Genomic DNA, 13,847 nt, shown 5'->3' on the forward strand with positions numbered 1-13,847 from the left:
TCTTATGTTTGCGCGCCCCGGCCATAATCGTCGTCGACGTTGATCGTCTCGCGGCTGGGCGACCAGAGGGAATAATCGCATTCCTGGGCGTGGGCGAGCAACGGCAGGGATATGGCAACGACCGCCAGCAGCAGCCTCTCAGCGCTTGCCGAAGGTACGGGTTGCCAGCAAGGTAGCGAGGTTCATCTGCATGGTTTCTCAGGACGGTTCGGCGACACGGACGGCGTTACGGCCGCCCTGCTTGGCAGCATATAGCAATTTATCGGCCTGGGCCAACCACTCGTCCGGGGTGCGCGTCTTGTCCATGAAGGCGAGGCCAATGGAGATCGTGATCGGATGCTGTTCCAGCAGCGGGGCCGACGCCACCGCCGCGCGCAGACCTTCCGCCAGGCTGCCGGCCGCGCTCAATCCCGCGCCGCTGGCGATGATGGCGAATTCCTCGCCGCCGTAGCGGAAGATGCGGTCGGTCGACCGCGTATGCCGCCGCATCACCTCGGCCAGCCGCACCAGCACCTTGTCGCCGGCCGCGTGGCCGTATTCGTCGTTGACCTGCTTGAAGTGATCCAGGTCCAGCAACAGCAGGCACGATTCCGGCTGCGGCCTGCGCTCCTGCGCGTATTCGGCCAGCCGCCGGTCCAGCGCGCGGCGGTTGCCCACGCCGGTGAGAAAATCCAGCTCGGACGCCGTGTGCAGGCGCTGGTTCTGCAAGCCGGTGCGATACGAGAAAATGTAGGCGAACAGGTTGACCAGGCCAATCGTCACGATGATGGTGGCCAGGTTGACCACCTCCACCCGTCCGCTCAAGATCGTCACCAGTACCACCAGCGCCACGCTGTTGATCCCCAGCGCCAGCGACGGCCGCAGCACGAAGTAGGCGGCGATCATGGTCGGATAGACCCAGTACACCAGTCCCACGCCGCGCAGGTAGACGGTGGCCAGCATGCCGGCCGAATAGAAAATCGTGACGCACAAGCCGGCGACCTTGTAGCGGCCGGTGCGCCACACATGGACGATCACCGCCGCCATGGCCGCCACCAGCGCCATGTCGACGGCGGCGGAGGCCCAGTTGCCCTGCAACAGACGGTAGACGCCAAACGGAAGAATGCTCGGGATGCTGAGGGCGCACAGCAGCATCAGGATCACTTCTTCCTGACGCCGCTGGCGCCCTCCCGACAACCAGCGCCAGCGGCCTGCGCCGGCTTTGTCGGTGCTGCTCATGACGAAGCTCAGTGCGCGGGCTGAGGGGCCGGCTCGCCCGGTTCGGCCGGCGGCGCGTCGGCCGGCTTGGTGTGGGCCTTGTGCTCACCGGCCAGCCACATATACATCGCCGGCACCACGAACAGCGTAAACAGCGTGCCGATCGACAGGCCGGTAAAGATCACCAGTCCCATGGCGTGGCGCCCCGCCGCACCGGCGCCCGAGGCGATCACCAGCGGCACCACGCCAAACACCATCGCCGCCGTGGTCATCAGGATCGGACGCAGACGGGTGCCCGCCGCTTCCTCGATCGCCTCGCGCTTGGACTTGCCGGCTTCACGCAGGTGATTGGCCACCTCCACGATCAGAATACCGTGCTTGGAGATGAGACCCATCAGCGTCACCAGGCCCACCTGCGTGTAAATGTTGATCGAGGCGAAGCCGAGGAAGATGAACGTCATCGCCCCGAACAGCGCCATCGGCACCGAGAACAGAATCACGACCGGGTCGCGGAAGCTTTCGAACTGCGCCGCCAGCGCCAGGAACACGATGATGATCGCGAACAGCATGGTCACCAGGAAGCCGCCCGATTCCGCCGCATACTGGCGCGATTCGCCGGAGAAGTCCGCCGTGTAGCCCGATGGCGCCACTTCCTTGAGCGTGTCGCGCAGGTACTGCTGAATCTCGCCCTGCGACGAACCGGTCACGCCCGAGATGGTCGCGGAGTTCAGCTGCTGGAAGCGGGTGATCGATTCCGGCTGCACGCTGTACTTGATGCTGGCCACGGTGCTGGCCGGGATCATGTCGCCGGTTGGCGTCTTGATGTAGAAGTTCAGCACATCATCAGGATTCAGGCGATCGACCTGCTGCACCTGCGGGATCACCTTGTACGAACGGCCGGAGATCGAGAAGTAGTTGACGTAGCCGCCGCCCAGCGCCGCCGCCATGGCGTTGCCGAAGTCCTGCTGCGTCAGGCCCAGCGTGGCCAGCTTGTCGCGGTCCACATCGACGCGCGCCTGCGGCGTGTCGATTTTCAGGTCGACGTCGACGAAGTAGAACTTGTTGTCCTTGTGGGCCTTGTCCAGCACCGCCTGCGCCACCGTGTTCAGGTTCTCGAACGGTTCCGTCGTGGTGATCACGAACTGCACCGGCAAGCCGGAGCTGCCCGGCAACGCCGGGAACTGGAACGCCGCCACGCGGCCGCCGGCGATGTGGTTCCACTTGGCCTGCAACTCCTGCTGGATCTCGTGCGCCGAGCGCGAACGCTTGTCCCACGACTTGAACAGCACACCGCCGATACCGGCGTTGGTGGTCGGTACGCCGGTGATCTGGAACATCTGGTCGTATTCAGGCAGCGACCTGGCGACGTCGAAGATCTGCTTGGCGTAGGTCTGCATCTGGTCCGAGGTGGCGGTAGGCGCGCCCACCACCTGCGACAGCACGATGCCCTGGTCCTCTTCCGGCGCCAGCTCGGACTGCGACATCTTGAACTGGATGATCAGCAGGCCGAACACGATGACGCCGAACACGATCAGCACCACCCAGGTATTGAGCAGGCTATGCAGCACGCGCAGGTAGCCGCCGTGGACCTTGTCGAACACCTTGTCGATGGCCTTGACGAACTTGCCCTCGTCCTGCTTGGGATCGAAGAAGTGACCGCACATCATCGGCGACAGGGTCAGCGCGACGATGCCCGACACCGCCACCGCACCGGCCAGCGTAAACGCGAACTCGGTGAACAGCGCGCCGGTCAGGCCGCCCTGGAAGCCGATCGGCACGTACACCGCGATCAGCACCACGGTCATCGCCAGAATCGGGCTGCCCAATTCGCGCGCGGCCTGGATCGCCGCATCCATCGGCGTCATGCCCTCCTTCATATGGCGGTCGACGTTCTCCACCACGATGATCGCGTCATCGACCACCAGGCCGATGGCCAGCACGATCGCCAGCAGCGTCAGCAGGTTGATCGAGTAGCCGAACATCAGCATCACGAAGAAGGTGCCGACCAGCGACAGCGGCATCGCCACCACCGGCACGATCACCGCGCGCAAGCTGCCGAGGAACAGGTAGATCACGATGGTCACGATGATCAGCGCCTCGATCAGCGTCTTGACCACTTCGTCGATCGAGGTGTTGATGAACTCCGTGGAATCGTAGACGATTTCGCCGGTCAGGCCGGTCGGCAGCTGCGATTTGATGCCGGGGAAGGCTTCGCGCACGCGCTTGGCCACGTCCAGGATGTTGGCGTCCGGCGCCACCTTGATACCGATGAACACCGAGCGCACGCCGCTGAAGGCGACGTTGAAGTCATAGTTCTCGGAACCCAGCGTGACGGTGGCGATGTCCTCCAGGCGGACGATGGCGCCGTCCTGCTGCTTGACCGACAGCGCCTTGAACTCCTCCACCGTGTGCAGGTCGGTGCCGGCGGTCAGCGGCACGGTCACCGCCTGGCCCTTGGTTGAACCGAGGCCGGCCAGGTAGTTGTTGGACGCCAGCGCGGCGCTGACTTCCGCTGCGGTGACGCCGTGCGCCGCCATCTTGCCGGCGTCCAGCCATGCGCGCAGCGCGAACTGGCGCGCGCCGAGCAGCTCGGCGGTCTGCACGCCCTGGATCGAATCCAGCTTCGGCTTGACCACGCGCGCCAGGAAGTCGGTCACGTTATTGGTCGGCAGCGTGTCGCTGTAGAAGCCCATGTACATGGCGTCGGTGGTCTGGCCGGTCTGCACCGTCAGCACCGGTTGCTGCGCCTGTTGCGGCAACTGGTTCTTCACCGAGTTGACCTGGGTGGTGATCTCGGTCAGCGCGCGGTTGGAATCGTAGTTCAGGCGCAGCGTGGCGGTAATGGTCGACACGCCGCTGTTCGACGACGACGACAGGTAGTCGATGCCCTGCGCCTGCGCGATGGCCGATTCCAGCGGCTGGGTGATGAAGCCCGCCACCGTGGCGGCATCCGCGCCGTAGTAGGTGGTGGAGATGGTGACCACCGCGTTCTGCGTCTTCGGATACTGGTTGATCGGAAGACTGAACAGCGAGCGCAGGCCCAGCACCACGATCAGTAAACTGATCACGCTGGCCAGCACCGGCCGTTTGATGAAGATATCGGTAAAGTTCATGGCGCGTTATCCTCAGTGTTCCTGCGGCGTCGGATTCGGGCTGTTGGCCGGTTGCACCTTGTTGTCGATCACGACCGGCGTGCCGTTCTTCAGTTTCAGCTGGCCGCTGGTGACCACGGTCTGGCCTTCCTTCAGGCCGGTGAGGATGGCCACCTGGTCGCCACGGGTCGGCCCGGTGGTGACGAACACCTGCTGCGCCACCAGGTAAGCCTGGCCTTTTTCATCCTTGAGCGCGTCCTTGGAATCGGCCGGCGGCGGCGCCAGCAGGAAGATGGTCGAGCCATACGGGTTGTAGGTAATGGCGGTCTGCGGCAGGGTCAGGTATTTTTTCAGCTCGCCCTGATCCAGGCTGACGTTGGCGAACATGCCCGGCAACAGCTGGCGCTTGGCGTTCGGCACGGTGGCCTGTACCTGCACGTTGCGCGTGGCAGGATCGATTTTCGGGCTGATCGACGTCACCTTGGCGGCAAAGCCGGCGCCTGGATACGCATCGCTGGTCAGGTTCAGCTTCTGGCCGATGGACAGGCTGGCCAGCTGCTTCTGCGGCACGTAGAAGTCCACATAGACGGTATCGATGGTTTGCAGCGTCACCAGCTTGTCGCCAGGGTTCAGGTACTGGCCCGGATTGACGGCGGTGATACCCAGCTTGCCGGCGAACGGCGCGCGGATGGTCTTCTTGTCGACCAGCGCTTTCTGCTGCGCGGTCAGCGCCTGTTTCGATTTCAGGTCCGCCTCGTCGGCATCGACCTGCGCCTGGCTGATGGCCTGCGCCGACAACTGCAGCTTGTCGCGCTTGAGCGTGGTGGCCGCCAGGTCGGCGTTGGCCTGCAAGGCGCGCAACTGGGCGATGTCGGAATCGGCGTTCATCTCGAACAGCACCTGGCCGGCCTTCACTTCGTCGCCAGACTTGAAGCGCACTTCGCGCACCAGGCCGGCGATCTCGGTGGTGACATCGACGCCGCGCACCGGCGACAGCGTGCCCACGGAGGTCAGCTGCGGTTGCCATTCGGCCGTCGCGGCCTTGACCGCGGTGACCACTTGCGCGGCCGGTTTCGGCGCGCTGGCGATCAGCTTTTTAATCTGCAAAAACTTCCCGAAGGCGAGGACGGCGATCAGTAAGATGACACACCCTACCATGATGAGCATGCGCTTGGTCATGTAACAATCTCCTGCAGTATTTGATTATTGATTTTTACCGTAAGGCGCTGCGGCGGAAACCGCCGTGGCGGCCGGAACGCCATTCGCGCGATTCCACCAGCCGCCGCCCAATGCCTGGAACAATGCCGCCGTATCCGCGTACCGCGCCGCCTGCGCCTGCACCAGGCTGACGTGGGTCTGCTGATAGCTGCGCTGCGCATCCAGCAGCACCAGGTAGCTGATGCCACCGAGCTTGTACTGCTGCTGCGCCAGGTCCAGCGTTTCCTTGGCCAGCGCTTCGGCTTCCGCCTGTGATTGCAGCGCGGCGGCATCGGCGTCCAATGCGCGCAGCGTGTCGGCCACGTTCTGGAATGCGTTCAGCACCGTGGCGCGGTACTGCGCGGACGCCGCATCGTAGGCCGCTTCGGCCGCGCGACGCTGGGCGCGCAAGGCGCCGCCGTTGAAGATGGGCTGGGTCAGGCCGGCCGCCAGGTTCCAGGCGGTGGTCTGGGCGTCGAACAGCTTGCCGAAGGTGTCGGCCGACGAGCCGTAGGCGCCGCTCAACGTGATCTGCGGATACTGCGCCGCCGTCGCCACGCCGATGTTGGCGCTGGCCTGGTGCAGCGCCTCTTCGCTGGCGCGGATGTCGGGCCGCTGGCGCACCAGCGCCGACGGCAGCGACACCGGCAGCTGCTCCGGCAAGGTGAGCGTCTCCAGCGAGAACTCCGGCATACCCGCCTCGCCCGGCAGCTTGCCGGCCAGGACCGACAACTGGTGCCGCGCCGAGGCCAGCGCTTTTTCCAGCGGCGCGATGGTGGCGTTGATCTGCGCCACCTGGTTGCGCTGGCTGAGCACCGTGGTGCGCGGTATGGCGCCGTACTCGAACTGCTTCTCGATGACGTTCTGCTGCTGGGTCAGCGCCGCCAGCACTTCGCGCGTGGCCTGCAACTGCGCCCGCAGCGAGGCTTCCTGGATCGCCGTGGTGACCACGTTGGCGCTCAGCGTCAGGTAAGTCGCCTCGACCTGGAAGCGCTGGTAATCGATGGCGGCCTGCGCGCCCTCCAGCGTGCGGCGCGTGGCGCCGAAGACGTCCGGCGTGTAGGCCACGGCGACCGAGGCGTTGTACACGTTGTAGACGCCGGCGGCCGCACCGGCGGTGGCCACGCTGGTCTTCTGCCGCGACACGCCCAGCTGCCCGTTCACCGACGGGTAAAGCAGATTGCCGGCCTGCGCGTTGTAGTTCTCCTGCGCCTGCCGCAGCACCGCTTCGGCCGCCGCCATGTTCGGATTCTGCTCCAGCGCGCTGCGGATCAGCTGATCCAGCGCGGGCGAGCGGAACAGCGACCACCACTGCGCCGGGATCTCCTGCCCGAACGCGAACTGCTGCGGTGCGCCGCCAAGGCCGGGCGCCGAAGCGGTCTGGCTGGGCAACGGTGTGGGCGTGTAGCTGGTGCCGGCGTTGGCCGGGGCGTCTGGTTGTTTGAAGTTCGGCCCGAGCGCACAGCCGCCCAGACCAGCGGCGATCAACGCCGCAACACCGGCCCGCAAGGCCAGTGTATTGAACTGCCTGAAGATTCTTCTTTTCACTACAATCTCCCGCACTTGTTACAGATATTTAAAGATTGCTGCTCACCAAAGGTTAAATGAAAATACATTAAATCTCATGTTCGCATTTTTTACCGCTCAGGTGTATTAAATTGCCGCGCGGAGAATGAAAAAAAACGGGCTTTGCCATCTCTGGCAAAGCCCGTTTCTGATTCGGGAAAAATAAAATAATCAGGCCGCTACCGTGGAACCGGCGGCGCCGTATGCGCTGTTCACTTCCGTCAGCGAGAACGCGGTCGGACCGTTGGTCTGGGCGTCGACCGCATCGGCGTGGGCCAGGCTGCGGTAGGTCAGCGGCGCTTCGTAGCGGATGCGTTCTTCTTCGCTGATCTTGCCGTCGTGATTGGTGTCGGCAGCCATTTCCGATGCGGGCGGTGGCACGCCGAGCACGCCGTCTTCGCCCACGCCTGGCAGCGGCTCAGGCGTCAGCAGAGGGTCCTGCTGCGCTTTCTGGGCGCCGCTCACGCCGACGTCGGCGCCGCCGGCATTGGCGTCAGCGCCAAAGCGGGCCTGGAAGATTTGCGTTTCCGGACGCGAGACCAGTTTTTTCAGGCCTTCGTCGAATTGCTCCAGTGCGCCTTTCAGCGAGTCGTCTTCCGACACGGCCTTGACCAGCGCATTGGCCTGGTCACCGTTGCTGGAGGTATTGGTCGTATCAGTCTGCAGGGAACTGGTGGCATTAAAGCCAGGCAACGACAAATACGCGGCAACCGATGCACTCAGGTCCGCGTTCGTACCACTGTCTGTGGCGCTCTGAACTTTTACAGGCGCGAGTGCCTTGTCAGCAACCAGAGCTGCGGAAAGGGTAGCACCACCAATGTTGTTCACCGTAATCATAATTGACTCCTGCAAGAAGATTCCTCACGACTACATTCTAGCAGCGTTTTGGCAACAGTTACCATTTCGTGCCGGCATCTACTGCAAAAAAGTCCTCTTTTACTTCAAAACAGTTGCTTCCGGGCACTCATCCAATTAAAAAAATCAATGATTGGGAAATTTTGATAGTTTTGCATGCATTTTCATGCAAGAGACACAACAAACCGGCAGCGCATCGCTTTGTAACAGGATCGCTACAATTTATATCCCCATAGATGGTAGCGCACCTCACAGGGTTTGAATACCATGAGGCGACAACATACAACAATGGAGTCGTCGTGCGCTATCTGCTTGCCCTGCCCTTCATCGGCCTTCTGTGGCTGCCTTTCTACAATCAGGAACTCCCCGCGCTGTTTGGCTTCCCCTTCTTCTACTGGTATCAGTTCGCCTGGGTGCCGCTGACGGCGCTGATTATCTGGCTCGTCTACCAGAGCGACAAGAAGAAGGGAGTTGAATAATGCCCGATCAAATCAACTGGACGGCGCTTGGCGTCTTCATCTTCTTCTTTGTACTGGTGACGGTGCTGGGCTTCGGCGCATCGCGCTGGCAGAGCGCCAAGCAGAAAGGCGACCATCTTGAGGAATGGGGTTTGGGCGGCCGCAACTTCGGCGCCTGGATCACCTGGTTCCTGGTCGGCGGCGACTTCTACACCGCGTACACCGTCATCGCCGTGCCGGCGCTGGTGTACGCGGTGGGCGCCTACGGCTTCTTCGCGCTGCCGTACACCATCCTGGTCTACCCGATCGTCTACACCATCATGCCCAAGCTGTGGCACGCGGCGCAAAAGGCCGGCCACGTGACCGCCGCCGATGTGGTGTTCGGCCGCTATCGTTCGCGCCCGCTGGAATTCGCCATCGCGCTGACCGGCGTGGTCGCCACCATGCCTTACATCGCGCTGCAACTGGTGGGCATGGAAGTGGTCATCAAGGCGCTCGGCCTGACCGGCGAACTGCCGCTGGCCGCCGCCTTCGTGATCCTGGCGCTGTACACCTACGCGGCCGGCCTGCGCGCGCCGGCGCTGATCGCCTTCGTCAAGGACCTGATGATCTACATCGTGGTGCTGGTCGCCGTGGTGCTGGTGCCGATGAAGCTGGGCGGTTACAGCGCCGTGTTCTCGGCCGCCGGCGACGCCTTCGCGGCCAAGGGCGGCGCCACCGGCCTGACGCTGAAGTCGGCGCAGATCCTGCCGTTCGCCACGCTGGCGCTGGGTTCGGCCATGGCGGCCTTCATGTATCCGCACACGCTGACCGGCATCTTCGCCGCCAACAGCGCCGACACCATCCGCAAGAACGCCGTGTTCCTGCCGGCCTACACCATCCTGCTTGGCCTGATCGCGCTGCTGGGCTTCATGGCGTATGCGGCGCACATCACCGTCGCCAGCAACAACGACGTGGTGCCGGCGCTGTTCAACGCCCTGTTCCCGAGCTGGTTCAGCGGCTTCGCCTTCGCCGCCATCGCCATCGGCGCGCTGGTGCCGGCGGCCGTGATGTCGATCGGCGCGGCCAATCTGTTCACCCGCAATTTCTGGAAGCCGTATGTGAATCCGTCGGTCACGCCGGCCGGCGAAGCCAAGGTGGCCAAGCTGGTGTCGCTGGTGGTCAAGGTGGGTGCGCTGGTGTTCATCCTGTTCCTGCCGACCAAGTTCGCGCTGGACCTGCAACTGCTGGGCGGCGTCTGGATTTTGCAGACCTTCCCGTCGGTGGTGTTCGGCCTGTTCTTCGGCTGGTTTGGCGCCCGCGCGCTGCTTAGCGGCTGGGCGGTCGGCATCGTCGCCGGCAGCCTGCTGGCGTTCAGCGACGGCATCAAGCCGGTGCACACCTTCATCATCGGCGGCGACGGCTACACCGCCTACACCGGCCTGACGGCGCTGCTGCTGAACATCGTCATCGCCGTCATCGTGCAGGTGGTTGCGGGAGAAAAGCGCAAGGCCTGATCTTGTCATAAAACTGTCACAGGAATAGGATAGTATCCGGCTCGCCCCAGCTATCCTATCCAACCTGACGACACCCTATGACCAAGAATCTGTCCCTGCGTGCGATCACCATCGCAGCATCCTGCCTCGCCCTGTCCCTCGCCCACGCCGCGCCTGCGGCGCCAACCACCGCCTCCACCCTGCCCAAGCTGGTCGTCGTGCTGGTGGTGGACGGCCTGCCGAACGAACAGGTGCAGCGCTACCGCGACCAGTTCGGCCAGGGCGGCCTGCGCCGCATGCTGGACCAGGGTGCGTCGTTCAGCAACGCGCACCAGGCGCACGGCGTGACCGTCACCGCCATCGGCCACAGCGCCGTGCTGACCGGCGCCTATCCCTATGTGCACGGCATCATCGGCAATAACTGGATCGATCCGGTCACCAAGAAATCGGTCTACTGCACCGAAGACACCAACTACACCTACATCGGCGAAGAGACCAAGCCCAGCGACGGCACCGCGCCGACCAAGCTGAAAGTCGACACGCTGGGCGATGAACTGCGCTACGCCACCGGCAGCCGCAGCAAAGTGATCACCGTGTCCGGCAAGGACCGCGGCGCGATCCTGCTGGCGGGTAAAACCGGCACCGCCTATATGTACATGGAAAAGACCGGCAACTTCGCCAGCAGCACCTACTATATGAAGCAGCACCCGGAGTGGGCGCAGAAATACCTGGCCACCAAGCCGCAGGACCGCTACTACGGCAAGACCTGGGCGCCGCTGCTGCCGGAAGCCGCCTACGCCGGCGACGCGCCGGAAGAACTGAATACGCCGAAGCCAGGCTCGCACAACCGCCTGCCCTACACCTACTACAGCGAAAGCGGCGAGATCGACGCCGGCTACTACGCCAGCCTGCGCGTCGGCCCGTTCCTGGACCAGCTGACGCTGGACTTCGCGCGCGCCGCCGTGGAAGGCGAAAACCTCGGCCGCAATCCGGCCGGCGTGCCGGACCTGCTGGGCGTCAGCCTGTCCGCCCACGACTACGTCAACCACGCCTTCGGCCCGGAGAGCAAGCTGTCGCACGACCACCTGCAACGCCTGGACCGCATGGTGGCGGACTTCTTCAGCTACCTCGACAAGCGCATCGGCATGGACAACGTGCTGGTGGTGCTGACCGCCGATCACGGTTTCCCGAACACGCCGGAATTCGCGCAGACGCAGCACCTGGACGCGCAGCGCCTGGACGGCGACAAGCTGATGGCCGCGCTGGACAAGCATCTGGCTGAAAAATTCGGCGTCGCCAAACTGGTGCAAGCCTGGTCGCTGCCGAACATCCACCTGGACTACGCGCTGGCCGACCAGAACAAGCTGAAACACGAAGACGTGGAGAATGCCGCCGCGCGCTACCTGCTGGCGCAGAACGGCATCGTCGACGCCTACACCCGCACCCAGTTCGAAAGCGGCGCGGTGCAAGGCACGCATATCAACACCCTGATGCGCCGCGCCTGGAACCGTGAATCGTCGGGCGACCTGATGGTGATCACCAAGCCGTTCTGGTACTTCGGCACGGGCACCAGCGGCACCTCGCACGGCTCGCCATACGCCTACGACACCAACGTGCCGTTGATGATCATGGGTAAACGCTGGATCAAGCCGGGCGCCTATGGCCAGTATGCGGAAGTGGTCGACATCGCGCCGACGCTGGCCAACCTGCTGCACGTGCGTCCGCCGGCAGGCGCGGAAGGCCGCGTGCTGACCGAGACACTGCGCTGATTTTTCGCCGGGCTTCTGCAAAAAATCCGGAACTCCACTATAGTTGACCTCTTTTGGTTAACTGAAAGTACACAGTGACGGACACGAACAAGAAGCCCACCTGGGCCCTGCTGGCACTGGCCGTCGGGGCCTTCGGCATCGGCACCACCGAGTTTTCGCCCATGGGACTGCTGCCGGTCATCGCCGAAGGCGTCCACGTCTCCATCCCCAGCGCCGGCCTGCTGATCAGCGCCTACGCGCTGGGCGTGATGATCGGCGCCCCCATCATGACGCTGCTGCTGTCACGCCTGCGCGCCAAGCATGCGCTGATGGTGCTGCTCTCCATTTTCGTCGTCGGCAACCTGCTGTCGGCCATGGCGCCCGGCTACTGGACGCTGCTCGCTTCGCGCCTGGTCACCAGCCTGAATCACGGCGCCTTCTTCGGCATCGGTTCGGTGGTCGCGGCCAACCTGGTCGCGCCGGACAAGCGCGCCAGCGCGGTGGCCACCATGTTCATGGGACTGACGATCGCCAATATCGGCGGCGTGCCGGCGGCGACCTGGGTCGGCCAGCAGATCGGCTGGCGCATGGCGTTTGCCGGCACGGCGGGCCTGGGCCTGCTGGCGATGGCGGCGCTGGTGGTCGCGCTGCCGCGCGGCGAAATGGGCGCGATGCCGGACATCCGCAAGGAACTGCGCGTGCTGACCCGCCCTGTGGTGCTGATGGCGATGGCCACCACGGTCATGGGTTCGGCCGCGATGTTCACGCTGTACACCTATATCGCGCCGGTGCTGACCACCCTGACCGGTGCTTCGTCGACCTTCATTACCGTGGCGCTGGTGCTGATCGGCGTCGGCTTCACGATCGGTAACGGCATCGGCGGCAAGCTGGCCGATTGGTCGCTGGATGGCGCCACCAAGATCTTCCTGGCTTCGCTGGCCGTGATCATGCTGGTGCTGCCGCTGCTGTTCGGCAGCCATGCGGGTGCGCTGATTGGCGTCGTGTTGTGGGGTGCGGCGGCGTTTGCGCTGGTGCCGCCGGTGCAGATCCGCGTGATGCACGCGGCAGCCGAGGCGCCGGGTCTGGCGTCGTCGGTCAATGTCGGCGCATTCAACCTGGGGAATGCGCTGGGCGCCGCGGTGGGAAGTTACGTGATTTCCGCCGGCATGGGCTACGCGGCCGTGCCGGTCGCCGGCGCCGTACTGGCGGCGGCCGGATTGTTGCTGGTGTTCGCCGGCCGCGCGGTTGGCGCGCAACCGGCGGCCGCTTAACCGAGGTTATTCAGATACTGGTTCAGATGTTCGAAGTTCAGCGGCTTTGAAAAATGCTGGGTAAAGCCGGCGGCGACAGCCTTCTTGGCCGAGTCGCTGTCGGCGGAACCGGTCAGCGCGATGATCGGCAGCGTCTCCGCGCCAGGCATGCGGCGGATGGCGCGCACGGCGCCAAAGCCGTCCATCCAGGGCATGCCCAAGTCCATGATGATCGCCTTCGGCATCGCATCGCGCACCCAGTCGCAGGCTTCGTAGCCGTTGTGGGCGGACGCGGTCTCATAGCCCTGGCATTGCAGTAGCGCCGACAGCGACTCCACCACATCCACATTATCATCCACCACCAAAACCTGTTTTGCGCTAGCCATTTTTGCCTCGCCTTTTATTTAATCGGTAAGGCATCGTAGCAAGCAGGCCGCAAAACGAATGTTCGCTAGCGCACCCTGCCCGCCAAGACACTCATCAGTGCCCCAGTACCGGCGCACAGCGCGTTCGCCACGGCGTCTGGTTGCATCGCGGGCCGGCCAGCAATCCAGGCGTCGATCAGGGCCAGCTGCATTTCGGCGATCTGGCGGGCGATGACGTCGGCGGGAATCAGCGGCGCCGCCAGCGCTACGGCCCGCAACCGCGCCGCAATCAGCTGCGTCAGCGCCGACGCCAGCACGGGCCGGGTCGGCCATCCAAGCAGCACGCGCGCCACCTGCTGGTTTTCGCGGAAATGCAGCAACAGACTGACAAGCGCAGCGCCGGCCGCCGGCTTATCCACCAGGTCCGCCAACGTCGCAAACGGGCCTTGAACGCTTTCCCGGAGCAGATCGTCCATGGTCCGGTAATGCTCATAGAAAGTGGAACGGCCAACGTTAGCTGTATCCGCCAACGCTCCCACCGTCAGCGCCTCGTAGCCCTGCCCCAGCAGCAGCGAGCGAAATGCGTTATGCAGTGCGGCGCGGGTTTTGGTCTGTCGCCTGTCAGGTGCCGCCGTCATGCCTTC

11 protein-coding genes are annotated in these 13,847 nt (G+C 64.0%); 4 read left to right on the forward strand and 7 right to left on the reverse strand.

Translation table 11 applies throughout. From position 1 onward, the window contains the following. Positions 1–198: 198 nt before the first annotated feature. The 5 genes from GJ695_RS05730 to GJ695_RS05750 all read right to left on the reverse strand — a co-directional run bounded on the left by GJ695_RS05730 (position 199) and on the right by GJ695_RS05750 (position 7,745). Positions 199–1,218, reverse strand: coding sequence for a GGDEF domain-containing protein (locus GJ695_RS05730; RefSeq protein WP_154362769.1), 1,020 nt, complete (start codon positions 1,216–1,218; stop codon positions 199–201). Positions 1,219–1,226: 8 nt separating this feature from the next. Then, on the reverse strand, positions 1,227–4,310 hold the full coding sequence (locus GJ695_RS05735; protein WP_154362772.1) for an efflux RND transporter permease subunit: 3,084 nt from the start codon (positions 4,308–4,310) through the stop codon (positions 1,227–1,229). A gap of 12 nt (positions 4,311–4,322) precedes the next feature. Continuing rightward, the gene (locus GJ695_RS05740; protein WP_154362773.1) at positions 4,323–5,468 is read right to left on the reverse strand and encodes an efflux RND transporter periplasmic adaptor subunit; all 1,146 of its coding nucleotides are present in this window, start codon (positions 5,466–5,468) and stop codon (positions 4,323–4,325) included. Positions 5,469–5,492: 24 nt separating this feature from the next. Further along, positions 5,493–7,034 carry an efflux transporter outer membrane subunit gene (locus GJ695_RS05745; protein WP_371866493.1) on the reverse strand — a complete coding sequence of 514 codons (1,542 nt, stop codon included), beginning with the start codon at positions 7,032–7,034 and terminating at the stop codon, positions 5,493–5,495. Positions 7,035–7,223: 189 nt separating this feature from the next. Further along, positions 7,224–7,745, reverse strand: coding sequence for a hypothetical protein (locus GJ695_RS05750; RefSeq protein WP_229260593.1), 522 nt, complete (start codon positions 7,743–7,745; stop codon positions 7,224–7,226). 461 nt (positions 7,746–8,206) lie between these two features. Between GJ695_RS05750 and GJ695_RS05755 the strand changes: the two genes are divergently transcribed. The 4 genes from GJ695_RS05755 to GJ695_RS05770 all read left to right on the forward strand — a co-directional run bounded on the left by GJ695_RS05755 (position 8,207) and on the right by GJ695_RS05770 (position 12,859). Further along, positions 8,207–8,386 (forward strand): DUF3311 domain-containing protein, encoded by a 180-nt coding sequence (locus GJ695_RS05755; RefSeq protein ID WP_166455288.1) that lies wholly within the window; start codon positions 8,207–8,209, stop codon positions 8,384–8,386. Beyond that, positions 8,386–9,861: a monocarboxylate uptake permease MctP gene (gene mctP / locus GJ695_RS05760; protein WP_154362779.1), complete on the forward strand. Its 1,476-nt coding sequence runs from the start codon at positions 8,386–8,388 to the stop codon at positions 9,859–9,861. Before GJ695_RS05755 ends, mctP begins: the two co-directional genes overlap by 1 nt. Positions 9,862–9,938: 77 nt before the next feature. Continuing rightward, a complete protein-coding gene (locus tag GJ695_RS05765) occupies positions 9,939–11,609 on the forward strand; it encodes an alkaline phosphatase family protein (RefSeq protein WP_154362781.1) in 1,671 nt (556 codons plus the stop codon). A 74-nt stretch (positions 11,610–11,683) separates the two neighbouring features. After that, positions 11,684–12,859: an MFS transporter gene (locus GJ695_RS05770; RefSeq protein ID WP_166455287.1), complete on the forward strand. Its 1,176-nt coding sequence runs from the start codon at positions 11,684–11,686 to the stop codon at positions 12,857–12,859. Here GJ695_RS05770 and GJ695_RS05775 read toward each other — a convergent pair. After that, on the reverse strand, positions 12,856–13,224 hold the full coding sequence (locus GJ695_RS05775) for a response regulator (protein ID WP_154362784.1): 369 nt from the start codon (positions 13,222–13,224) through the stop codon (positions 12,856–12,858). The genes GJ695_RS05770 and GJ695_RS05775 overlap by 4 nt on opposite strands. 65 nt (positions 13,225–13,289) lie before the next feature. Further along, on the reverse strand, positions 13,290–13,841 hold the full coding sequence (locus GJ695_RS05780) for a TetR/AcrR family transcriptional regulator (protein WP_154362786.1): 552 nt from the start codon (positions 13,839–13,841) through the stop codon (positions 13,290–13,292). Between the last annotated feature and the right edge of the window lie 6 nt (positions 13,842–13,847).

The organism is Duganella alba, from assembly GCF_009674495.1.
Taxonomy (GTDB): Bacteria; Pseudomonadota; Gammaproteobacteria; order Burkholderiales; family Burkholderiaceae_D; genus Rugamonas; species Rugamonas alba.

What these genes read in the sequence shown, in the direction of transcription:
- GJ695_RS05775 (WP_154362784.1), bottom strand. Translation starts at nt 13,224, where the DNA reads ATGGCTAGCGCAAAACAGGTTTTGGTGGTGGATGATAATGTGGATGTG.
- GJ695_RS05780 (WP_154362786.1), bottom strand. Translation starts at nt 13,841, where the DNA reads ATGACGGCGGCACCTGACAGGCGACAGACCAAAACCCGCGCCGCACTG.
- GJ695_RS05740 (WP_154362773.1), bottom strand. Translation starts at nt 5,468, where the DNA reads ATGACCAAGCGCATGCTCATCATGGTAGGGTGTGTCATCTTACTGATC.
- GJ695_RS05765 (WP_154362781.1), top strand. Translation starts at nt 9,939, where the DNA reads ATGACCAAGAATCTGTCCCTGCGTGCGATCACCATCGCAGCATCCTGC.
- GJ695_RS05730 (WP_154362769.1), bottom strand. Translation starts at nt 1,218, where the DNA reads ATGAGCAGCACCGACAAAGCCGGCGCAGGCCGCTGGCGCTGGTTGTCG.
- mctP (WP_154362779.1), top strand. Translation starts at nt 8,386, where the DNA reads ATGCCCGATCAAATCAACTGGACGGCGCTTGGCGTCTTCATCTTCTTC.
- GJ695_RS05735 (WP_154362772.1), bottom strand. Translation starts at nt 4,310, where the DNA reads ATGAACTTTACCGATATCTTCATCAAACGGCCGGTGCTGGCCAGCGTG.